The following is a 22,783-nucleotide window of genomic DNA, read 5'->3' on the forward strand; positions in this document are numbered from 1 at the left end:
GTGTCTGCGTTTAGCCGGCGGCCCTTTTCCAGTGGTTGCTGCTTTTCAGTCGCCAGCTCACCTGGTGCTCCGGTGACGTTTCTTCCCGATCAAACTCACAGTTGATAATCCAGTTGTCTGAATCCGGGAATACACTGAATACCGCGAAGCCATCGCCTGGGAAAAAGCGACTGCGAACCTGGCATTCAATCTCGGCGGGGCTGTTCAGCAAGAACTCTTCATCGCCGGCAAACAGCTCCGGTGTTGAATTGACAAAGGTGAACGGGGAATAGAGGCCGGAGCTGTGAACCGAATAGATATTGGTTTCGGTGTCGTTCTCCTTGTGTCGCAGAGTGATTTCGACGGCACTGGAGAGGTGCTCGTCACCGGAGAGAAACACCAGATTGCCAATGTTGTGATTGGCAATAAAGCTCAGCAGTTCATGCAGCGTGCTGGGATAACCGTCCCAGGCATCAGAGTGAATGCTGCTATCACGGCAGGGCTGTGTACTGCACAGGCGTCTGGGCAGCAGCATGGATGGCGAGAGGATAAATCTTGGGCGTCCATCTGTGGGCTTAAGCAGCCAGTCTTTTAAATCATCCATCTGCGCTTTGGATATCAACTGAGCTTTTTCTGTAGTGGCGATCTCATTTTCAGCGGCATCTTTCAGCAGTTTTGTGGACACCGTACGCCCCTGTCTGTCCGAGCGACTGTCGAGCATAAAGAAATCAAAACCCTGTTGTTCAAACGTGTACCAGAGCGGCATGTCTCTCAGGTTTTTGCCTTTTGGGGTCTGGTGCAGGTTGCGCTGGAAGTTCAGGTAAGCGCGTTTACCGTTGGCATACAGTTGAGGATTGCCGAGATGACGTTCACTCTGATCCCAGTCGTTAAGGATTTCGTGATCGTCCAGCATGGTAAAGGTGGGCAGGCGTCTGAGGACAGATTTCACCGGCGGTTGTTGCAGCCACTTGTGATACGCCGCTGCAAATCGGTCATAACGATCTGTAGGGTCATAGAGCCCTGCGCTGGCGTCGGTGTAAACCTGATCGCCACCGAGTATCAAAAACTGCGGTGCTTCTATTGTGTTTGTTGCAGCATCGGCTTTATCCAGACGTGCAGCCAACCGACGATAAGAATTGTAGGCAGGGATTCGGTCCAGCATGCCCGGTGCGTACTGGCAGGCGGCCATAACAAATTGTGTTTGATCCGGCACAGAAGGTTTGGGAATTCGAATCAGGCCATTTTGCAGTTTGGCCAATGGCATTTGCAAAGTTTTGCTGAACAGCTCCATAAAAGTTTCGCTGAACAAGTGTTGTTGCAAATACTGGGATAGTTGCTGGTGTGAATCATTGCCGGCACTTGAAGGACGATCAATAACGTCCAGTAAATTATCGGGCAAGTGGGAGCTGTAGGTCAGTTCATCCAGATCCAGGTTTAAGTCATCGAGCACCAGTACCAAAACTTCATCGGCCTTTTCGAACGGGGCAGTGACAGGCAGCTCTGTTTTCAGCCAGCGGTCACGCAATGGGCGAGCCATTTTTACGCACAGGTTCTCACGCAATTGTTCGGTAGTCAGATTCTGAAGACTGTCTTCAGGGCCGTTGGCGAGCACCAGTTGGGGGGGACGCTCTGGATTGCGTGACCCTGGTTGATGTTTTACGGCCACAAACAACACAAATTCGGGCTGTGGTGTCTGGGTGCAAACGCCCAGACTGACAGGCAGTTTTGGTGTGGTGTCTATGTTCAGCTTGCCAATCACCGGTCCAGAGAACGGCAGCTGCAAGTCGTAACGGGGGATGGGGGTGTGCTGCTTGACGATCACCGGTTGCTGCAGGAATCGATCAATCTTGGCAAAGTTGACCTTGGCGTTTTTACCAATAAGCGCATCCTGATGCCCAAAGCCGGGCAGAACCTCGGTGTGGTAGTCGCAGCCCGCCGCCGACATGGTTTTTTCCATCCGGCCCAGTGTTGAAATATCAGCCAGTCCATTTTCATCACCGTGAATGCTGAGTGTCGGGAATTTCCAGAATTTCTGCAGTCGTTCATTGGTGACAAACTCGTTCTCACCGTGGCGATTGGTGACGCGCTCATGAATGGCAAAGCGGATCACCTGAGACAGGGTGACCATATTCAATGGACCAAAAATGTCATCGATGTGGTCGAGGGTTTTTTTAGACAGATTGGCCAGACTGAACGTGCGTCCATAAAGACCGTCCATGCGATGTCTTGTGCCGACGTAAGCTGTCTTGGCCCATGGCAGGCCGGGGTTTTCCAGATCAAATTCACCGTCGGGATAGGGCAGGGCACTCAACAGCCGGTCCAGCAGTGCTTCCATCGTCGAAGGTGCGTCAGATCGTTTGAATGAGTAAAACATAAACGGCATCATCTGCTGCAAGTAACTCAGACCGTAGGCGCGGAAAATATTCTCCGGGCTGAACACCACTCTCGGACCCACCTGCGACAGTACCGCCTTGTTGATTCTCTGTGGCAACAGTTGCCGTTCGCGGAAGTAGGGGGCATCGTTTTCAGGCGGAGCCAGCACCGCCATGCTGAACATGGCAGAACCCATGCAATGAGCAATGATGTCGACTTTTTCCCGTTTGGTCTTTTGGCAGATGTGTTCGATGGCTACCGGGATATCAGCAAAGGCGACATCCTCAAATGACCATGGCAGCATGGCCGTGGGCATACCACTGCTGGTTCGCAAGTCCAGTACCCAGACATCGCGCCCCCGTTTCCAGAAATATTGCGCCATGTTCGGGTTGATCGACGGGTGTGTGTAAGTCGTGCCACTGGCGCTGTAGCCATGAATCATCACCAGTGGGGGTTCTGTGGAATTGGGTTGACGATAACGGGTCAGGCGAACTTTCACCGGCAGATCCACGGCCAGACCTATCCCGCGAGAGTCCACGGTTAACTCTGTGATTTCCGGTTTGACCACGCCCTTGATTCTGCCCGGCAAGCGATTGGGGGCACCGGGTAGTTGTTCATCGGGTTTGCGGAAACTCCACAGATGGATATTCAGAAGAATTCGCAGGAAAAAAGCAAAGAAGCTGCCAATGTCTGCCAGTGCGGTTGCCTGGTCCTGTTGATCCACAATGCGGATCAGGGGTTTGCGGTAATGGGTGATAAACCTAGAATCGAACCGTAAAAAAGCTTCTTTTTTTCCTGGCTGGCGCCGACGGGGTTGCAGTCCCGGAAACTCTTCCAGATACATATCTTCAAACTGGCGCATGGGGTTGGCGGCACGGGTATAGCGAATGCGCTTGTGTCCCTTGATGTCGAGGGAAGACCGCTCGGGGTCAAACCCCGCGAGCGCACTCGGCCAGCCGGATTCGGGACGTTCGATGGTCAGCTGATAGTCGAACATGCGTTGTTCGCCGCCTCTGGAGGCCAGTGCCAGAACATTCCTGATTTTTTGGAGAACGGTGTTTTCTTTGTTCGCGTTTGAATCTTTACTGATGTTGCCCTTCGACGTGATGTTGGTCAGTTGCAGCCAATGGCGTCGTACGGCTTTGGCAATCCCCTGATAAGTATCGCGAGCACCGCGGTTACGCAACCATGGCCACAAGGTACGGGTAATACGCTCACAGGATGTGGAATTTTCCCGTCCCATAATTTCCATGGTGCCAAATACCGGGGCGGTAAACAGGGCGTTGCGATCGAAGGTTTCATCGCTGGCGCCTTCATGGATCAGTGATTGCCACTGCTCCCGTCGGAAAATCCGCATCTGACAGACGGGTTCATCTTCCCGGTGTCGGCGATCCACCGTCAGTGTGCGTTTGGTGTTGCGAACAAAGTCCAGAACCGGTTTGGGTTCAAAGCGGAGGGTGATATCGACCACGCAATCCACCGGTCGATGGTTGCGATCGGTCAGGGTGACATTTCCGCAGATTCGTTCCGTGATCTCGATACGAGTGGGCTTCACTGGCGGTACGACTGACTTGTCGGCGAATTGAGGCCGCTTCAATGCCGCGGTGTTCGCGGGTTGTTGCCCGGCAGCTGAGACGGCTGTGTCAAAGCCCCATACTTGTCGCAGCTGACGAATTGCCCGAAGGGAAACCGCGGCAATAGTCAGTGCCGGATTGGCACCCAGAGCGGATGGAATCATGGCTCCGTCCATAACGACAAGATTGTCGTATACCGCATCACAGCGGGAATGGTCAGCGGGGTTAAACACCCGGCCAAATTGATCGACAACACCTTCGTGGTGGTTGTCGGCCATGGCACAGCCGCCAAGAGGATGTACAGTGAGCTGTGGCCCTTTGCCATCACCAAACAATCCTTCCATCGATTTTGGCAGGGGGCGCCATGCCGGATTACCCTGAGCCTGGCCACCGCTTTGTGAGCGTTTCACCAGGTCTTCAAGGACCTCAATCTGATGGGTAAACAGTGGGTTTTCCGGCAGTCCGGACCACTGCACGGTAATGCCGCCGTCACCGGGCAAATCATCGGCCGATGTCGATGCGACAATAAACGGATCCTGTTCGCAATTGTCATTGCCCACCGAATCGTAGCTGTGATCGACCACCAGTTGCAGAGAGCCCTTGCTGCCATCATCCCCCATGATGGCGAAGATACCGGTGCGATTGATTTTGTTCACATCCACGTTGCAGGGGTCGTTTTCGGGTTGTCCGTCGAGGTGGATGCTTTTATCCCGCTCCATCAACTGAGACAGGCTGTTTGTGGTCGTGACCACCTCTTCATAAAAACGGCGCAGGGCTCCGGGAACCGCCATTTCTTCGATCAGGATACCTTCAGGCTGGCGGCGTAAATCAATCACGCCGGTAATGGTTGGCCCTATGTCACGTTCATGGGGTTGGCTGTTCTCATCAGCAATCGCGTTGACCCGATCATTCTGGTTGAACACGGTGGCCAGCATGTCACCATTGGATGAAAAGCGCTGACCGAGTTGCTGAGACAATGGCAGTCGTTCGGATTGAGAGCGCAACAGGATTTCAGTGGAGCCGAAACTGCCGGCGGCAAGAATGACCTTGGCGGCGGTGAGCTTGAAGGGTTTGCGCTGCTGTCTGCGAAGCTTGGATTTGGTGTGAACCAGATTCAGTGTCCAGCCGGGTTCGGCATCGCTGTCATCGGCAGTAATGTCCTCGGTCGGCGCCAGAGACAGAACGGTAGCTCCGGTATACAGTTCGACGCCTTTTTGCGAGGCCTGAACCAACAGGTTGGTATCAAGAGATTCCTTGGCGTTGTGATTACAACCGGTGGCACAATCGCCACAGAGGTTGCAGGCAGTCAGTGCGACACCAGCGGCATTGATCTTATCTTCCATGGCCATGGTGATGGAGGCCTGGTGAAAGTGCGAAGACTGTTGCGGGTTGGCTTTATCGGTTGCGAGCAACTGCATTTGCTGGTTTTTGCTGAGCGGATTTTGCTGATGGCGTTTGTGCCGCAGAATGGTATTGGCGCCCTGATTGTCCTCAGCCCCCAGCAGTTGTTTTGTCTCAGCGTAATAGTGAGTGAACAGTTCCTGTTTGTCGCTGTACTGCAGGCCGGCAGGCCAGCGCTGATCAAAGGTTTCAGGCGTCGGTTCAATCATGACTCCGGCGTTGATCAGTGAGCCTCCACCCAGGCCGTTCGCCAACACGGTGTTCAGATGTGGACCGACCCGAATATCGAATAAACCGTCCCTGTTGCCTGAGGGGTGAGGGTTGTTGGGGGTATTAAAGCGAACGTGCTCGGGCAGGTCGGCCAGTCGCGAGGGAAACATGCCGGGCAGGTATTCATTGCCCCTTTCCAGAACACAGACTTTGAGTGGTCTGGGGGTGCCGTTAGTCGTTGACGGGACGGAGAGGCCGGCCAATTGTGATGCAGCGATGGCACCGCCGTAGCCGCTGCCAATAATGACCACATCGTAATCGTGACCCTCATCCGGAGAGGATTCAACAGATGCAATGAGTTGTTCCAGTCCTTGAGAAATCCAGGCAGTTACACGGCGTTCCATGGCTATCGTCCCTAATATGAGTGTCGTTATTGCTTTGAGATGCCGGACCCTATCTGTCAAAACTGATCCTCAGTCATGAGCAGATAACGCAAAATTAATCAACAGACTATATAGCAAAACTGCAAAGAAATGTACGAATTAAAGGGTTTGGGTGCCGATAATTCATACTTTAGTTTGTCTATCGCTGAATGCAGTTTTAAAAATGTGTATTGGTGGTTACACAGGTTGATCCATGCGGCAGAAGCACGACGAATCGTAAGTGTTGGTCGTCGTGTTTCCGGGCAGGAATGGGGGAGGGGTCAGGCGGTGGCGATCAGGTCACAGGCTTCGGCAATGGCCACTTCCAGATCGTCGACGAGAACCGGTTTGTGCAGCAGGGGAATGCTGGCGTCCTCGGCTTCTCTGAGGCGTTCAGGCGCTGTATCTCCACTGATGAGGATGGCCGGTATATCGCGGTAGATTTCGCGTATGGAGCGAATGGTAAGAATGCCATTATCCTCACCTCGCAGGCGGAAATCGGCCAGAACGATGTCGGGGCGTTCAGCTTTTGCCTGACGCAGGGCGTCCAGCGTGCCATCGGCGAGCAGAACTTTACAGCCCATGCTTTCCAGCAGGGCTTTCATGCCCAGCCCGACTTCCTGTTCGTCGTCAATCACCAGGGCGCACAGCGTATCCCAGGAAAGATGCAACTTGGCGGGCGCCTGACTGGCAATCGGAACAACCTGAGATTGAGGCAGGCCGAGCGTAAAGGATGTGCCTGAACCAATCATGGAATCCATGCTGAGACTGACACCGAGAAGATCGGCCAGGCGTTTGACAATCGCGAGTCCGAGACCGAGTCCTTTGGTGTGATCTCGCTCGGGGTTGTTGAGCTGATAAAACTCCTCGAACACGTGTTCCTGTTCTTCAAAAGGGATGCCTCGTCCTGAATCGATGATTTTCAGCTCAATGTTGTCATCCCGGTTTACAACGCTCAGTTCGATACGACCGGTTTCAGTGTATTTGATGGCGTTGGCCAGCAGGTTTCTGACAATTCGTTCGAGCAAAATTTCATCTGTGTTGACGTAAGCATCCGACGGGCAATCCAGCCAGACTTTCAGGTCCTTGTTGCGGGCTGCCGGCATGAATTCATCCTGCAGTCGCTCTACCATCAGGCGCAGATTAAATGGCGCCTTGTTGGCCTGCACAATACCGGCATCCAGCTTGGAAATGTCGAGCAGGGAATCCAGTCGTGATGCCAGTGACTGCAGTGCGATATCCATATGATCGGCAATTTCACGACTCTGTTTATCCAGGGGGCGCTTGGCCAGAGCACCACCGAACAGTGACAGCGCGTGAATGGGCTGCCGCAAGTCGTGGCTGGCCGAGGCGAGAAAGCGGGTTTTGGCGCGGCTGGCGTTTTCGGCTTCCTGCAGGGCGCCTTTCAGCTGCTGGTTCATGTTGGTCTGGCGCTGACGAATGGAGAAGGACTCTTCGAACAAGCTGAAGGTGTCCCTGGACAGCATAACCATGATCCCGCTTGACCAGAAGATCATGGCGCCGACGGCAAAACCTATCCAGCTGCCGCCTTCCAGGATGGTATAGGCCACCCAGAGACATATGGCCGGCAGCAGTGTCGGGATCAGATACGCCAGGGAAATGGGCAGGTAACCGGCGGTGGTGACCACACTGATAGAGCCAATGCCGGTCAGAATCATGGTCTGAACCGCGCGCTCGTATTCGCTGAGTAATGGAAAAATGCTCAGGGACAGGGCGTGAGTCATGCCATTGATGATACTCAGCGACATGGCCACTTTCATGCGTGAGGACTCGGGGTACTGAGTGAGGTTGGGCAGCTTGATCAGGATGGCGGAGCGCCCAAACAAGACAATCGCACACAGCGCCATCCAGCCACCCCAGATCCAGGGAGAAACATGACTGGAGGCAAAGGCAGCGATGACTCCAAGCGATATCAGCGTCGGTACAGGCCCCATCCAGCCCTGGCGGGCCAACAGGCGCAGCAGTTCGGATTCGATGCTGGCAGAGGGTGACAGTGTGTGTTTCAAGGGAACCATTAGGCACTTCCGTGTTGTAACTGTATTACTGGCTTTCGCACCTTGAAAGCCATGACGTTAAAAGTTCGGTTTTCTGAACCGTTGTTATATCCAGCTGTTATGTCTGGCTAGACCCATAAGCCTTCTGCCGGAATGCCCGCAGAATGGTTATTTGAGTATAGACCCCAGATCAATAATCCAATCAGCTAAACAACCTAGTGTTGTGCTTTTTTGTGCCAAATGCAAATGCCCCACCATTTTAAATGATGAATTTGTGGGATGGTCGTGTTCGCCGACCAGCCCGCTTGCAAGGTAACTGCCCATAATGGAGTCAGAATGCGGGCTGGTTAAAAAGTGAACGGATTCTGTGAGGCGTTGATAACAGGGGATTACCGTCAGTTATCCACACTTTGTTCGACCACTGTTCCAAGTTATCTGTGGGTAATCCTGGACGTCGAAGCCCGTCACCGTTTTTGACTGCGTAGAATGACGAATTTCCGGTTAGACGCTACCGTTTCACAGTGCCCAAATAGTCGTTTTAACTTAAGGTGGTAATCCAGATGGCGGTTACCCACAACCCATAGCTCACCTCCCTGCCGCAAAACATGCTTTGCATCCGTAAACATTTGCCACGCAATGTGATCGCCAATGACAGACTGTTGATGGAAAGGAGGGTTATTCACAATCAGATCTGCGCTGGCATCAGCGGTATCGGCCAGACTGTTGTTGACCTCAAAAGTCATCTCGCAGGGTTCGCCATGAATAAATCCACAAGACTTTGCCGCCTCCGTATTCAGTCGCGCGCTTTCGACAGCCATATAGGATTCGTCAACGCAGTGGATGTGTGCGTCTGGGTGAAGGTGTTTGGCGTGAATTCCCAGCAAGCCGTTACCACAACCAAGATCGATAATCGACTGAGCGTTGGGGCGCTGGGGGAAATGTTCCAGCAGGAAGCGGGTTCCAATATCCAGTCCGTTTCGGGAAAAGACGTTCGCGAGGTTGTGAACGGTAAACGGGAATTCCGGCAGCGTGTAACAGCTGGGATAGGGGGATACGCCCTGCCAGCTATCAACCTGGGGCTTACAGAAAATCAATCGGGCTTTCTTTTTGGCCAGTGAGGTGGTTGTGGTGCCCAGTATTTTCTCAAACAAAGATAGTGTGCTGTTGTGGATGTTTTTGGTCATCGCCGCGGCAACCACAACGGTTTCACTGTGGATAACGTTGCGCAGATGAAACAGCTGGTCTTCCAGCAGCGCCAGCGTCTTGGGGATTTTAATGACCACCAAATCGATGGGTTGCTCAGGCCATTGCAGGCTGGTGAGTAATTCTGGTTTGCGGGATGTAGTGTCTGAAGTGAGCGAATTGCCGGGATTATCAAGGTTAGTCATAACCCCCTGCTGCGCCAGAAACGAGTCACTTTGAACCCAGCAGGGCCATTGCTGAAGCGCCACTGCCAGCGCCCCAAAGCTGTCGTTGAGAATCAGGGTCTTGGGTGAGGCATTTGTCAGAACCGGCTGTTCGCTGATCCATTGCAAGAGGTACTCATCGGCCGCATCCCACGCACGCAATGGTTGCTGTTTGCCTCGGGTCATTTTCGGTTTGGGAAATCGATCCAGTTCAAAGCTGCCAAACGGAGTGTCTAGCTGATGGCTATCGCCGTTACCGTTTCGGTTTGAATCTGAAGGGGGGGTACCTGAATCTGAATCGATGGGCATGAGGTTTCCGGCGTGTGCGATAAGAGAACAGAAACCGCGAGCAGAAGCCTGCGGATGAGAGGCTTTATTATACGTGGATTGACAGGATTTGTGTCACGGAAGGTGAATGGTTAAAGACTGAACAAGTTTCGCCAGCCTTTGAGTCCCGTGGCTGGTGGGCGGTTATCCACAGCTTGTACGAAGGCTTGCTCAGTCATTCTGTGGGTTAATTTGGCTGACAGTTTTTGTCTGTGAATTATTGGGATTGCATGACTTTGTGTAACTGTTGGGTGAGGGTTTTTAAGGCGCGTCCTTTATGGCTGAGATTCCAGGCCAGATAGAGTTCGGAGTTATTACCTGCGAATTTGCGATTGGGACCTTCATCGGCCGATGCGACGTACAAGTGCAGCTCTGTCAGTGTGCCGTTGTCCAGCAGTGGTTGGATGCGTTTGCGAGGCAGGTGTCCTACCCCAAGGCCACTGCTGATGGCAGCGATTTTCTGATCCATGGTCTGCACGTACAAACGTTCACGTCCATCCACAAGCCCGGAAGTGCGAGCCACATTGGTGGAGGTGGTGTCGTGAGTAATGATTCGCCGCACATCGACGATGGCTTGCTGCAGGGCGTCCGGGTCTTTGGCAATGGCCGCCAATGGGTGAGAGCTGGCAATAACCGGGGTCATGTCGCCAATCCCGATGGGCAGGGTGCGGAAGCCTTTCTGCTGAGGAACGGGGCCGGGAGCGCCCACCACCAGATCCACGCGCCCATGCTCCAGGGCATCCCAGCCGCCTTCAAGGACACTCTCAACAATATCAATTTCGATGCTCGGATGCTGTTGCAAAAACAGATTCAGCTGCTCGAAAAAAGCGGGATAATCCATGATCGATTCGATGGCAATGCGCAATCGGGGCTCCCAACCGGTGGCGATCTCACGGGTCTTGTCCGCCAGCAGTGCGGTGGCGTGCAAAATTTCCCTGCCTTCATCCAGCAGTAAAGTGCCGGCCTGAGTTAATACCGACCGTCGTCCCTGGCGCTGAAACAGTGTGACATCCAGTTGTTCTTCAAGTTTTTGCACCGTATAAGAGAGTGCCGATGTGGCCTTATTCAGTTCTTCGGCGGCTTTGGCAAAGCTGCCGCGACGGTCAATAGCGTCGATGACTTCCAGTGCTTCCAGAGTTATAGGATTGCGATGCATGAGGTGGCCTGTGACTGTTAATGCAGATTATTCAAATTTTCTGAACATTCTAGACAGTGAATGGGGCTTATTGCCAGCGGTGAAAGGCGTAAACTGAGCCCATATCGAAACACATTTTTTGAAAGACACAATGGAGTAAGCCTCAATGACCGTTTTAAAAATCGACAGCAGCGCCCGTCTGGATAATTCCAACAGTCGTCAACTGACGGACTATCTGGTTGACCAACTGGAAGACAAAAATGTCATAGTGCGGGATCTGGTGCGTCAACCTCTGCCTCAGATCAGTGCCGAAGACCTGATGGGCGTCCATGGTTCATTGGCCGATGAGCGTGACAGTCTGCAGCAGCATTTGGCGTTGTCGGAAGAGTTGATTGACGAGCTGAAGACCGCCGACACAGTAGTGTTTGGGTTGTCCATGTACAACTTCGGCGTTCCGGCAGTCCTGAAGCAGTGGATTGACTATGTGTGTCGTGCCGGAATCACCTTCCGCTACGGTTCTGACGGCCCTGAGGGATTGACCGGCATCAAGCGCGCTTACATTGTGACCGCAACAGGCGGGACTCCCGTGGGCAGCCCGGTTGATTTTGCCAGCGGTTATCTGGAGTGGGTGTGCAAGTTTATTGGTGTTGAAGAGGTCATTCACATCGACGCCAGCGGCTCCAAAGGAACACCAGAGCAGGTAATTGCTCAGGGGCAGCAACAGATCGATGAAGCTCTGAACAATACTGTGGAAGCGGTGTGAGCTTTTTGAAATCCGTTTGCGGCACTCTTGTTTTGATTAACAGTTTTGATTAGTCCTGAGTAATATTTTGGTGCGCCGGATAATTTTTTTCGGTGCACTGTCGTCTTTTGGTGCAAAGAATAACTATTGGGAATTAAAAGGGGGTTAAATTAGAACGAATTTGGGCGAGTTTAGCTGTGATTGTCTTCAAGTTGTGGGAATTTTGTACAGTGGGCACGCTATATGCAAGCACCAAAGTTCTTGGGGAAGAATGGCGTGTTCTGTTCTCTATTATCTCTAGATATTCCTGTGGTGCACAGGTGAGGATACACCGTGAATTTCAACAAACAGATGATCGACCTGGTCAGAGAAATTCGTCGTCGCGTGCCCAGTGATGACAAGCCCGGTATTAAGCTTGCTAATCCCGAACTGCTCAACGAATTGATCCCGGTCTATCAGATGTCCACCGATACCGTGACTAAAACGTTGATCAAGGAGTTGTTTCAAGTCGCTGGGGATGGCTGGCCGGATCGCCTGCTGTCAAAGTCGGTTGATGTGAATGGCGACCAGTACGGCAATGGGGAGCCGAAAAAGAAATACATCACCAAAACCTACCGCGGTCAGACAGAATTGGTTGAGGTCAAACCGATGATGGAAGACAAGCCGCAGGTGCAGCGGATTTATCGTGGCCAGTTGGTGACATCCTGACCCCTTCGAACTCCACACCGCAGCAAACTGTGCCTTTCAGCAAGTTGTAACGGTTAGCTGGCACACCCGCTTAGACGACACCCTCGATAGTTTCTGCGCCGTCTTTTGTCTGTGACAGGGCTGTGTTGCCCTCGTTTTTTTCCAGCCAGAGCTGCAGCTGAGTTAACAGCCATTCACTGTCATCCAGAGGTATGTCGTGGCCAGCGCTCTTGTGCATGCGTAAATCCGCAGACCAGAAGTCGGCCAGTGTCTCTGAGCATTTGGGGTTGACGACTCTATCCTGTCGGGACGCCAGCAACAGTAGCGGTTGCGATATCGCCTGAGGTTGAAACTGTGAGGCTGCGAATAATTGCTTGACGATGGTGCTGGCCGAGACCGGCTGTTGTTGCTGATAAATTCTCCAGCGATTGGTGAGATCGGCATTGTCGGTGTGGCGGTTGCTGGTGCGCTCAACAATGATTTGTTCCCGCTTGGTCACCGATGACAGCAGCCCCTTTAAAAATGCCCAGAGTGTGCCGGACCGCATGCGTTCACTTAAGGGACTTAATTGGCTGCTGGTGTTGATCATCACGCTGGCAGCAACTTCTTCCGGAAAGCGGTGCATCCAGTCCGCTGCCAGCATCCCTCCCATGGAAATGGTCAGCAAATGCAGCGGCTGCTGCTTGAGGCTGGCGGCGTAGTGTTCGCGCAACCAATCAACCATCTGGCTGATCCTGGCCGGGCTCTTGAATTGATGATTGGGGCCGGTGCCGGGCAAATTCAGACAGGTGACGCGATCCTCAGGAAATGCCTGCTGCAACTGTTCGGGAAACGCTTCCCAGTGACGAGTGTCCCGGCTCAAACCGCGCAACAGCACCCAGTGGCGTGACTGCCGCCGGTTTTTCGGCGAAGACACAGTGTCAGCCGGTTCGGATTGTGGGGGCGCTTCCGGGCGAGGGGCAGAAGAGGCTGTTGATGCTACGGCTTGCGAATGAGTGTCGCTTTCAATGGGTTCCGGGGGTGTCGTATTCATCATAGCGCGGCTTGTCATCTTCTCTGCGAGAGTTCGTCGGTTGCGGTTGCTGGCCGTACCAGTGTTCCATAGCCTGTTGATAACTGAGTTGCCTATTTTGCCCGGTTGGCAGCCACTTTTCCCAGGCACGTGTCGCACGAATTAAAAATTCCATCAACACAATATGACGGCGCAGCACTCTCTGCAAACGGTGGGGCATAACCGGGTTAAACAGCCCCATCATTGAGGTGATCTGTCTGGGGTTTTTTTTAACCCAGCGCCATGAGCCCATTTCCATGGTCAGGGGTAAAAACGTCGATTGAGTGTTCAAGGATTCCAGATACAAGTGATCCCAGAGGTCGCCGTGGGCCGTGTAGCTTTTTGATTGTGGCTCAAATTCATAGTCCAGATGGGGATACGTATGGTTGAGCAGTTTTTTCAGGGCATAGGCTTCACCGAGGTGGTCGATCGGTTTCTGACTGTATGCATAGGGAAACCACAGCCGGTCTTTGAAGCCAAATCCCGAGTGACAGTCCAGTACCATGCTGAAAGGCCGTGAAAAACACTCGCTGCGAATCAGCTGCATCAGGGCCTGTGCTTCTGTTTCCATGGGCGCGTTCTTTTTGCCGCGATACCAGGGCAGGCTGGAGTGAAGTCGATGACCACCGGCGAGCCAGGGAGGACGGGACTCGGCGTCAATAGGTGCATTGCGCATCAAATCGACCCCGTTGCCATTGCCGCGAGTGTTGCGCATCAATCCCACGGGATTGAGGGCTGGTACAAAAATAAGGCTCAGTTGCTCCAGCCCACTGATCAGGGAGTCATCCCATTGCAGTCGCTCAATCAAGGTATGAAGAAACGATAACACCACTTCGGTGCCAATCCGCTCCAGTCCATGAACACCGCCTACATACATCAAGCAGGGGGCTTGCGGTGCCTGGCTGCCCAGACTGATGGCGTGCACTGGCAGGAACTGACCCTTGTAGGGAATCTGTACCAGTCGCGTCACACGCAAATGCTCGTGTTGTTGCTGTTCCAGTTGGGTCAGCTGATCGAGAAACGGGGACTGGGTTATGATACTTTCTCCCTGGAGCTTGGTTTAGGCGTGGCATGTAGAACACCTCCTAATATAACAAACTCCGCTTTTTAACTGTGGTCTGCCAGATGAAATTCATCAAGAGTTCATAATTGATTTGTGCCATCGAGTATTAGGGGTTCAGTTTCGAGATCAGGTGTTGTTTCACGCCGGGCCACTCATGCCGGGTGATGCTGAAGATCACGGAGTCTCGTACCCGGCCATCGGGCATCACCATATGGCTGCGCAGAATGCCCTCCATTTTGGCGCCGAGTCTCAGGATCGCATTTCTGGAGGTTTGATTCAGAAAGTCGGTCAGAAACTCGACCCGATTAAGCTTCAGGCTCTCAAATGCATGAGTGAGCATCAGCAGTTTGGCCTCCGTGTTGAAGGGGGTGCGTTGATAGCGTTTGGCCAAAAATGTTGAGCCGATTTCCACCCGCTGATGTTGGGGATGCGCGTTCATAAAACGGCTGGATCCCACGATTTGACCGCTGGCCTTGTCGATGGTGACAAAAGTGAGGCCTTCGCCATTGCGGTGTGAGTGAAAGGCTTTTTCCATGTAAGCATCAATATGATCAGGGTGCGGAATAAGAGTCACAAACAGCTTCCACAGCTCTCCATCACAGATCGCTCTGATGAGGCCATCTCTGTGCTGAGTTTGCAGAGGCTCCAGGCGCAGGTGGGAACCTTCCAGTGTCACTTCCTTGTACATGTGTTGTCCTGTCATCGTGTGTTTAAGAGGTTTTAGTGGGCGCTGAGTGTCGTGATCCCCAGACCTTGACCACTAGAATACCGCATAAAATCAATACGGCAGAGGTAATCAGTCTCAGTGTCAGAACTTCCGAGACGAATAGGACGCCTCCCGCTGCGGCGATCAAAGGTATCGTCAGTTGAACAATCGCTGCCTGAGTGGTGGTTAAATCTCTGAGTGCGGTGTACCAGATTGTGTAACCGAGTCCTGACGCGAGTGCACCTGAGGCAATCGCTAACAGTATTCCGGTCGTAGACAGCTGGACGTAATTGAGCGTCAACAACGTCAGCAGGACCACCAGTGGCACGGACCTCACAAAATTAGCTGTGGTGTCGGCGAGAGGATTTGTGGAGCCTTTGCCTTCCAGTGTGTACACCCCCCATGCGATACCGGCAATCGCCATTAGCACGCAGCCGAACAGAGAGGGGGTTCGTATTTCCGGCCAGATTAATACGACAAACCCTGTAAAAGAAATAGCGATGCCCATCCACTCAAACCCATTGAGGTGTTGGCCTTTGCCATAGGCAATCAGGATCATAGTGAACTGCACCGAACCGAATAAAACCAAAGCGCCAGTGCCGGTTTCAAGAGTAATGTATGCGTAAGAGAATGTGACTGCGTAGAGAAAAAGCATGCTGCTGGCAAACCAGCTGCCAGCGGTGAGGACTGAGTTGTTCGCTTTAGTGCTGTGAAGGTTGCGAATAAACAGGATGAGCACAAGCATTAATGCGCCCGAGAGCAGACGAATGGCCGTAAAGCTTGCTGCGTCAAGGGTCTCTGCCCCAAGCGCCAGTCTGCATAAAACAGAATTAGACGCCAGAGCGATCATGGCCAGAGTGGTATAACAAAAGGCCTTGAGAGAATGTTTAATCGATCGACTCAGTGTGGGCTTATTGATAGAGCTTACCTGCGTGTTTTAGCCAGCCATCTTCGTGCCTTCGGTCGGGATCCTTGTGGGTCCAATGCAATACGCCGCCTTTGGGATTCCACTCGTATTCGCCATTGAAGTCGATTCGGTCACCGACTTTCAAAGAGAGTATCTTATCTGCCAGATCGATATTGTGAGCCACCAGTAGTGTGTGTGCACGTTGAGATGGGGCTCCGCTTAAGGTCAAAATAAAGCGCTGGTGTCTCGATCCTTTCAGGTCATCCGGTAACAGGCGAGTGACTGTGCCGCTTCCCTGAACCTGCACATCGCTTCGCTGGTGTTGAAATGCGTCGAATATTTTCTGGTTTTGCAGTTCGGTGTTTTGAACCGCAGGAGCTGAGTCGGAAGGATTCTTTTCAGGATCAAAGTATTGTGCGGCACCGTAGGCCAACAGGGCCAAAAATAGCACCGGCAGTAGTGATTTCATAACATTCAATAGTGTTTTTAGCACGACGTCAGTCTTTTAATATAGGTATCAATCAAACCACTCGGTCAATTTTGCCTTGGCCCTATCGGTATGTTCCTGTTTGATATAAGCCGCAATGGCAGCGGTAGCGGCAACCAGAACACCGAGATCGTCAGAGTAGCCAACGAAGGGGGAAATGTCAGGAATGGCATCAATAGGCGTTATAAAGTACCCCAGCGCACCATAAACGGTAGTTCTTGCCCAGGCCGGTGTGTCCGGGTCCTGTGCGGCGTAATACATTTTTAACGCGGGTTCGAGCACGGACTCACCGGCAACGCGGGCGTATTTTTTTGCCTTGTTCCAGAACCCCTCATCAGAAAACTCGTTTTCAAATATATTGTCTGACATTTTTATTCCTTATCAGGGATATCCCCGATGCTGGAGTGTGTCTGTTTCAGACGAGCATACACCTGTGATAGTAAAGAAATGCTCAGTAATCAATAACAGAGGAACGGCAAGCCTGAAAGCCACTACTTCACCAGATCCCCGCAGTGATTGCGGGCATCTGGCAGCAATGGGGCTTCACTTAGTGAAGCTTGAAGCGGGGGCGGATAAAGTGATTGATCTTGTCAGCCAATGCGACCACCGCGGTCCGGGTCCAGCCGTGAATAGCGACCTGATGCATTCGGTAGAGTGACACATAAGCCATGCGGGCAACCTTGCCTTCAAGGCTTAAGCCTCCGCGGGCCAAACCTCCCATGAGGCGACCGAAAGCCGTATATTGACTGAGAGAAACCAGTGAGCCCAGGTCCTTGTACTGGAAATTCTCCAGTGACTTGCCCTTGATGATGGCGCAGAGGTTGTGCTCTACCGTGGAGGCCATCTGGTGAGCCGATTGTGCTCTGGGCGGTACCCAGCGCTGCTGCCCATCTGGTGTGGTGATTGGGCAGCCTGCACAATCGCCCAGGGCGAAGATGCTGGGGTCTCCTTTGGCCTGTAGTGTGGGCTCAACCACAATCTGGTTGGCCCGATTGTGTTCGAGACCGTCAATGCGGGTTAAAAACTCAGGGGCCTTAACCCCGGCGGCCCAGACCATCAGGTCCGCGGAGATCACTTCGCCCTCTTTGGTATTCAGTCGACGGGGTTCGGCAGAGGTGATGGCGGTATTAACCCTGACACTAACGCCGAGCTTGACCAGTTCCTGGTGTGCACCTGATGAAATCCTGTCATTTAGAGCCGGCAGCAATCGCGGGCCAGCCTCGATAAGTGAGACTTCAAGGTGTTCGGGGGTGATGTTGCTCAGCCCATAGGTGGAGAACCACTCCTGTGCCTTGTACAGCTCGGCAGAGAGTTCTACTCCGGTTGCGCCGGCACCAATAATGGCAACGCGAAGTTTACGATCGGCTTTGCCATCGGTCAGCTCCCGGTTGAGGCGGATAAAACGATCAACCAGACGTTGGTGAAAGCGGCGCGCCTGAGAAGGGCTGTCCAGGAAAATACAGTTTTGCGCTACGCCTTGAACGCCAAAATCGTTAGAAACACTGCCAATGGCGAGAACCAGATAATCGTAGGGCTCTTCACGTTGTGGCAGGATTTCTTCGCCTTCCTCGTCGGCAAGGGCATCCAGAAGAATCACTTTGCGGTCGCGATCCACACCGCCGAGTGTACCCAGCTTGAATTCAAAATGATTTTTATGTGCGTGCGCGCGATAGCTGACAGCATCAAGGTCGGCGTCCAGTGAGCCCGAAGCGACTTCGTGCAGCAGGGGTTTCCATATGTGGGTTTGATTGCGGTCGATCAGAACGATCTCTGCTTTTTTCTTGCGGCCAAGCTTGCGACCTAAAGCGGTTGCCAGTTCAAGGCCCCCGGCGCCACCACCAACGATAACGATTTTCATGGGATACACTCATTTTAAGAAACATACCTGTGCCATTCGGCCGAGCTGGCACAGGTATGTCTCCTGAGCCGCCAAGATACGCGCCTTTGAGTGTGTTTTCAATCTAATGATGTGCCCGGTTTTGAGTCCGGGCTAGGTGTGTTCGAGGAGGCAATGTCTGAGAAACTAACCTTTCTAGCAGCAGTGTTGGCTGGCGGCTGATCTCTTAAGGTAATTATTTTTTTTGAATCGCAAGCTGAATGCTACCCACAACAAAACCCCATTTTGTCAGCGTTGATTGATTAATAACGGTGTCCTGGCTGACCCGCCACATCCAGTCATCAACGTTAAGTTGCAGCGGTTTGCGGTTATAGGTAATTTCCAGAACGTAGTTCAGGTGAAGTGCGTTGCCGGAAACTTCGCCGCTGCCGGTACCAATCACATCGCCAGCTGTGGCCTCAAATTGGTATTCGCTGGTTGGTGTCAGAGTCCAGGTACGATACTGGATCTCACCGTCATCAAACTCAAAACGCTCTGCCAGTGTACCGATGCCTTCTTGCCAGCTCGCTTCTATGGTTGCCGTAAAATAACGGGTCACTTCTCCCGAGCGGTTTTTCAATACTCCGCTGGCGATCAACTCGCCCTGGAAAAATTCTTCAGGATTAAACGGGGGCAGATTGCCCTGGTATCGATCAATGTTGTGCCGGGCGCAACTGCTGAGCAGCATCATGACACTGGTGATGAGAATAATGAGAGAGGTGCGTTTTAGCATAGTGAATCCGGTTCAGAGTCGAGGTGGTTTGAAGTACTCGTCTGGTGAGTACGCAGGCAAACCGGTTTTGGATTGACCGGGATTTGAAATGTCTGGCAACAGGCAAAAAAAAGGGAGGGCGATGGCATCCATCACCCTCCCTTTCAGGAGTAAACTGACGTCTGAACTCAGGATTCGTTCAGGTGTTTGGTCAGTTCCAAAATGGCCGTCTTACCATCGCCAAACAGCATCAGGGTGTTGTCTTTGGCGAACAGTGGGTTAGGCAGACCGGCGAAACCGGCAGACAGGGAACGCTTAACCACAACCACGGTTTTGGCTTTGTCGACGTTCAGAATTGGCATGCCGTAAATCGGGCTGCCTTTGTCTTCACGAGCCATTGGGTTGGTCACGTCGTTGGCGCCGATAACAATAACCACATCGGTTTGCTCGAAGGTCGGGTTGATCTCATCCATTTCCTTCAGCTTGTCGTAAGACACTTCCGCTTCGGCCAGCAGTACGTTCATGTGACCAGGCATACGACCGGCAACCGGGTGAATAGCGTATTCGACTTCGATGCCCATGGCTTCCATGGAGTCTGCCAGATCACGTACAGCGTGTTGAGCCTGCGCCATGGCCAGACCAAAGCCTGGTACGATCACTACGCGACGTGCAGTATCGAGCATCATGGCCACTTCTTCAGGCGAGCTGGCTTTAACCTTGCCGGCGTAGACTTCATCGGCATCCATAGCCTCGCCCGCTTCAGCCATTACACCGAACAGGACGTTGGTCAGTGAGCGGTTCATGGCCACACACATGATTTGCGTCAGGATGATACCGGATGCACCAACCAGAGAGCCGGCGATAATCAGCACGCTGTTGCCCATGACAAAACCCGCAGCTGCGGCAGCAATACCGGAGTAGGAGTTCAGCAGGGAGATAACCACAGGCATGTCCGCACCGCCAATTGGCATAACCAGCAGAATACCCATGATGCAGGCTGCGCCAACCAGACCCCAGAACAGGGTGGTGTTGGTCGGGTCAACGGTCAGGTAGCCAATGGTGATCAGAGAACCAATCAACAGCAGGGCGTTAAGGGCTTTCATGCCCGGGAAGCCTTTAGGCTGACCGTCAATCAATTCCTGCAGCTTGGCAAAAGCAACGAAGGAACCGGTCAGGGTAACTGAACCGATGAACACCGCCAGACCGGTTGCGATCATGGCAAAAGTACCCATGCCGCCGGTAACGTGGTCGGTCATTTGGGCAACGGTATTCATGACATCGGTCGGCTGGCTCTTGGTGAACTCAGCTGCGGCAACGGTCAAGGACGCGCCGCCACCAAAGCCGTTCAGAACAGCAATCAGCTGAGGCATGGCCGTCATCTGGATTTTAACGGCCAGCGTTGCGCCGACGATGGCGCCGACGATAGCACCGGCAACGATCCACTCGTAGCTGACAACGCTACTGTTGACCAGGGTAACCACGATGGCAACCAGCATACCGACGGCAGCCAATTGGTTGCCGCGAACCGCGGTCTTGGGTTTGCTCAGGCCTTTGATGCCGAGGATAAACAGCGCAGCGGCAACAATGTAGGCGATTTCAATAATATTCTGACTCACAGTGAAGCCTCCTTAATCTTTGCGCTTGAACATGGCGAGCATACGGTTGGTCACCATAAAGCCGCCAACGACATTGATGGTTGCCAGAGCAACAGCCAGGAATCCCAGTACGTTAACCAGGGTCTGGTCGCCACCGTGACCGGCTGCCAGAATGGCACCTACCAGGGTAATGCCGGAAATGGCGTTAGAACCTGACATCAAGGGCGTGTGCAAAGTAGGGGGGACTTTGGTAATCAGTTCAAAGCCCAGGAAAATCGCCAGCACGAACAGTGTGACGTGAATGATAGAAATATCCATGATGTTCTCCTTAGCTGTTGGCCGCTTCGTCGTTGTTGGTCTCGGGCACTGGCAGTGCTTCCATACCTAACAGGTCGCGCATGCGAGCGTTAGTCACATCACCATCATTGGAGACGACAGTTTCACGAACGATCTCGTCTTCAAAGTCGAGGTTCAGATTGCCGTCTTCGGTGATCAACAGGTTCAGCAAGTTTTCAATGTTCTTGCCGTACATTTGGCTGGCGTGAGTTGGCACAGTTGCGGTGAGGTTGTTCGGGCCAATAATCTTGACGCCGTTTTCGATCACCACTTCGCCCAGCTTGGTAAGTTCGCAGTTGCCGCCTTTCTCAGCTGCAAGATCGATGATCACAGAGCCAGGCTTCATGCTTTTCACCATCTCGGCAGTAACCAGGATGGGTGACTTTTTGCCTGGAACTGCAGCGGTGGTGATAACCACATCCTGCTGAGCCAGTACATCAGCCATGGCAGCCTGTTGGGCTTTAATGAACTCGGCGGATTGCTCTTTGGCGTAACCGCCGGAGCTTTCGGTGTCTTCTGCCTGGATGTTCAGCTCGACCGGCTTGGCACCAACGGACAGAATCTGTTCGCGGGCAGCGGGACGCACGTCATAGGCTTCAACAACACCACCCAGACGTTTGGCGGTAGCACAGGCTTGCAGACCGGCTACACCCACACCCATGATGAATACCCGCGCTGGGTTGAGCGTGCCGGCTGCAGTCATGTTCATGGGGAACATGGAGGGCAGTTCGCTGGCGCCAATCAAAACGGCTTTGTAGCCGGCGATCATGGCATTGGAAGACAGTACGTCCATTGCCTGAGCGCGAGTGATACGAGGAATCAGCTCCATGGCAATACCGGTGACTTTCTTGTCTGCCAGAGTTTTTGCGAATTCAGGATTGGCCAGTGGATCCATCATGCCAACCAGGACTTTACCGCTGGCCAGATCCGCCAGGTCGTCCTCGCCGGTTTTTTTGTTCAGACCAGGGGTTTGAACCTGAATAATGATGTCAGCCTTTTCAAACACTTGTTTGCGGTCGGCAATGGTCGCTCCGGCGTCTTGGTACGCCTGGTCGGTATGACCGGCTGCTTCACCAGCGCCGCTTTCAATAATAATGGAGCGGCCTTTCTTGACGAGCGCGCTGACATTCTGTGGGACAAGACTGACCCGGGATTCTCCGGGACAGGTTTCTCTGGGTATTCCAATGATCACTGGGTGCCCTCCGTTCTCTGTTATAACCGTGTAGGTCTCAATTTATATTCCATTCCCATCTGGGCGCAGTTTCATAAACCGCTGACAGATCCTAGGGCATGGAGGTTAATTTAATAAATTAATTGTAGTAATCATTATTATTGTTACCGCTTATTGGGTCCGAAGCTGCCTAAAACCGGCAGAGTCGTATTTTTTAGCGGCCGACAAATGTAAAGCAATTTAAAGATGATGTCTTCTATTGATGCGTGGTATTCATGCCATTTCATGTAAAAACGGATGATTTATGCCATTTGAATGTTTATTTTTGATCATTTTGGACAAATAAAAATGAATGTGTCTCGAGAATATCTACAAAAAAATACAAAGGGCTGGATTGTCTATAAGTGTTTTTTTGCCGATCTATTAGTGTGAGGTTATAGCTGGAATAAGTTGACTCTAATGGCTGGGGATTTTTATTTACACCAACAGGTTGGAAATTGTTTTTGTGTATGGATTTTATGCCATCGAAAATGAATGTTGGGCGGAGTTACATTATTTTTTCCAATTTTTCTTTGTGGGAGAGTTACTGGTTTTTTACAAAATTAAAT

17 protein-coding genes are annotated in these 22,783 nt (G+C 52.5%); 2 read left to right on the top strand and 15 right to left on the bottom strand.

The window, feature by feature from the left end:
- Positions 1-10: 10 nt before the first annotated feature.
- The 4 genes from KOI40_RS12340 to KOI40_RS12355 all read right to left on the bottom strand — a co-directional run bounded on the left by KOI40_RS12340 (position 11) and on the right by KOI40_RS12355 (position 10,863).
- Entirely contained in the window at positions 11-5,941 is a 5,931-nt protein-coding gene (locus KOI40_RS12340; protein WP_216097834.1) for an alpha/beta fold hydrolase, read from the bottom strand.
- Between the two features lie 299 nt (positions 5,942-6,240).
- Positions 6,241-7,995 carry an ATP-binding response regulator gene (locus KOI40_RS12345; protein WP_216097835.1) on the bottom strand — a complete coding sequence of 585 codons (1,755 nt, stop codon included), beginning with the start codon at positions 7,993-7,995 and terminating at the stop codon, positions 6,241-6,243.
- 443 nt (positions 7,996-8,438) lie between these two features.
- The gene (locus tag KOI40_RS12350) at positions 8,439-9,689 is read right to left on the bottom strand and encodes a methyltransferase (RefSeq protein ID WP_216097836.1); all 1,251 of its coding nucleotides are present in this window, start codon (positions 9,687-9,689) and stop codon (positions 8,439-8,441) included.
- Positions 9,690-9,924: 235 nt separating this feature from the next.
- Entirely contained in the window at positions 9,925-10,863 is a 939-nt protein-coding gene (locus tag KOI40_RS12355) for a LysR substrate-binding domain-containing protein (RefSeq protein ID WP_216097837.1), read from the bottom strand.
- 145 nt (positions 10,864-11,008) lie between these two features.
- On the opposite strand from KOI40_RS12355, the gene KOI40_RS12360 reads away from it, so the two are divergent.
- A complete protein-coding gene (locus KOI40_RS12360) occupies positions 11,009-11,605 on the top strand; it encodes an FMN-dependent NADH-azoreductase (RefSeq protein ID WP_216097838.1) in 597 nt (198 codons plus the stop codon).
- Between the two features lie 312 nt (positions 11,606-11,917).
- Positions 11,918-12,292, top strand: coding sequence for a hypothetical protein (locus tag KOI40_RS12365; protein ID WP_216097839.1), 375 nt, complete (start codon positions 11,918-11,920; stop codon positions 12,290-12,292).
- 70 nt (positions 12,293-12,362) lie between these two features.
- Here the strand turns inward: KOI40_RS12365 and KOI40_RS12370 are convergent, their stop codons facing one another.
- The 11 genes from KOI40_RS12370 to KOI40_RS12420 form a co-directional block, all read right to left on the bottom strand.
- Positions 12,363-13,307 carry an alpha/beta fold hydrolase gene (locus KOI40_RS12370; protein ID WP_216097840.1) on the bottom strand — a complete coding sequence of 315 codons (945 nt, stop codon included), beginning with the start codon at positions 13,305-13,307 and terminating at the stop codon, positions 12,363-12,365.
- Positions 13,276-14,361: a DUF2817 domain-containing protein gene (locus KOI40_RS12375; protein ID WP_216097975.1), complete on the bottom strand. Its 1,086-nt coding sequence runs from the start codon at positions 14,359-14,361 to the stop codon at positions 13,276-13,278. Before KOI40_RS12375 ends, KOI40_RS12370 begins: the two co-directional genes overlap by 32 nt.
- A 130-nt stretch (positions 14,362-14,491) precedes the next feature.
- Positions 14,492-15,073: a GNAT family N-acetyltransferase gene (locus tag KOI40_RS12380; RefSeq protein ID WP_216097841.1), complete on the bottom strand. Its 582-nt coding sequence runs from the start codon at positions 15,071-15,073 to the stop codon at positions 14,492-14,494.
- A gap of 22 nt (positions 15,074-15,095) precedes the next feature.
- Complete coding sequence (locus KOI40_RS12385; protein WP_233710245.1) at positions 15,096-15,836, bottom strand: DMT family transporter; 741 nt, start codon at positions 15,834-15,836, stop codon at positions 15,096-15,098.
- Positions 15,837-16,002: 166 nt separating this feature from the next.
- A complete protein-coding gene (locus KOI40_RS12390; RefSeq protein WP_216097843.1) occupies positions 16,003-16,467 on the bottom strand; it encodes a DUF3465 domain-containing protein in 465 nt (154 codons plus the stop codon).
- A 48-nt stretch (positions 16,468-16,515) separates the two neighbouring features.
- Positions 16,516-16,854 carry a YkvA family protein gene (locus tag KOI40_RS12395; RefSeq protein ID WP_216097844.1) on the bottom strand — a complete coding sequence of 113 codons (339 nt, stop codon included), beginning with the start codon at positions 16,852-16,854 and terminating at the stop codon, positions 16,516-16,518.
- A 178-nt stretch (positions 16,855-17,032) separates the two neighbouring features.
- Complete coding sequence (locus KOI40_RS12400) at positions 17,033-18,343, bottom strand: NAD(P)/FAD-dependent oxidoreductase (protein ID WP_216097845.1); 1,311 nt, start codon at positions 18,341-18,343, stop codon at positions 17,033-17,035.
- Positions 18,344-18,557: 214 nt separating this feature from the next.
- Positions 18,558-19,094, bottom strand: coding sequence for a DUF3833 domain-containing protein (locus KOI40_RS12405; protein ID WP_216097846.1), 537 nt, complete (start codon positions 19,092-19,094; stop codon positions 18,558-18,560).
- A 167-nt stretch (positions 19,095-19,261) separates the two neighbouring features.
- The gene (locus KOI40_RS12410) at positions 19,262-20,689 is read right to left on the bottom strand and encodes an NAD(P)(+) transhydrogenase (Re/Si-specific) subunit beta (RefSeq protein WP_216097847.1); all 1,428 of its coding nucleotides are present in this window, start codon (positions 20,687-20,689) and stop codon (positions 19,262-19,264) included.
- A 12-nt stretch (positions 20,690-20,701) separates the two neighbouring features.
- Entirely contained in the window at positions 20,702-20,986 is a 285-nt protein-coding gene (locus KOI40_RS12415) for an NAD(P) transhydrogenase subunit alpha part 2 (RefSeq protein WP_216097848.1), read from the bottom strand.
- A gap of 10 nt (positions 20,987-20,996) precedes the next feature.
- Positions 20,997-22,196, bottom strand: coding sequence for a Re/Si-specific NAD(P)(+) transhydrogenase subunit alpha (locus KOI40_RS12420; protein ID WP_216097849.1), 1,200 nt, complete (start codon positions 22,194-22,196; stop codon positions 20,997-20,999).
- Positions 22,197-22,783: the final 587 nt, after the last annotated feature.

The organism is Pseudomaricurvus albidus (assembly GCF_018863235.1).
Classification (GTDB): Bacteria; Pseudomonadota; Gammaproteobacteria; order Pseudomonadales; family Cellvibrionaceae; genus Pseudomaricurvus; species Pseudomaricurvus albidus.

What these genes read in the sequence shown, in the direction of transcription:
- KOI40_RS12390 (WP_216097843.1), bottom strand. Translation starts at nt 16,467, where the DNA reads ATGAAATCACTACTGCCGGTGCTATTTTTGGCCCTGTTGGCCTACGGT.
- KOI40_RS12405 (WP_216097846.1), bottom strand. Translation starts at nt 19,094, where the DNA reads ATGCTAAAACGCACCTCTCTCATTATTCTCATCACCAGTGTCATGATG.
- KOI40_RS12370 (WP_216097840.1), bottom strand. Translation starts at nt 13,307, where the DNA reads ATGATGAATACGACACCCCCGGAACCCATTGAAAGCGACACTCATTCG.
- KOI40_RS12355 (WP_216097837.1), bottom strand. Translation starts at nt 10,863, where the DNA reads ATGCATCGCAATCCTATAACTCTGGAAGCACTGGAAGTCATCGACGCT.
- KOI40_RS12350 (WP_216097836.1), bottom strand. Translation starts at nt 9,689, where the DNA reads ATGCCCATCGATTCAGATTCAGGTACCCCCCCTTCAGATTCAAACCGA.
- KOI40_RS12380 (WP_216097841.1), bottom strand. Translation starts at nt 15,073, where the DNA reads ATGTACAAGGAAGTGACACTGGAAGGTTCCCACCTGCGCCTGGAGCCT.
- KOI40_RS12385 (WP_233710245.1), bottom strand. Translation starts at nt 15,836, where the DNA reads ATGCTTGTGCTCATCCTGTTTATTCGCAACCTTCACAGCACTAAAGCG.
- KOI40_RS12395 (WP_216097844.1), bottom strand. Translation starts at nt 16,854, where the DNA reads ATGTCAGACAATATATTTGAAAACGAGTTTTCTGATGAGGGGTTCTGG.
- KOI40_RS12360 (WP_216097838.1), top strand. Translation starts at nt 11,009, where the DNA reads ATGACCGTTTTAAAAATCGACAGCAGCGCCCGTCTGGATAATTCCAAC.
- KOI40_RS12415 (WP_216097848.1), bottom strand. Translation starts at nt 20,986, where the DNA reads ATGGATATTTCTATCATTCACGTCACACTGTTCGTGCTGGCGATTTTC.
- KOI40_RS12400 (WP_216097845.1), bottom strand. Translation starts at nt 18,343, where the DNA reads ATGAAAATCGTTATCGTTGGTGGTGGCGCCGGGGGCCTTGAACTGGCA.
- KOI40_RS12340 (WP_216097834.1), bottom strand. Translation starts at nt 5,941, where the DNA reads ATGGAACGCCGTGTAACTGCCTGGATTTCTCAAGGACTGGAACAACTC.
- KOI40_RS12345 (WP_216097835.1), bottom strand. Translation starts at nt 7,995, where the DNA reads ATGGTTCCCTTGAAACACACACTGTCACCCTCTGCCAGCATCGAATCC.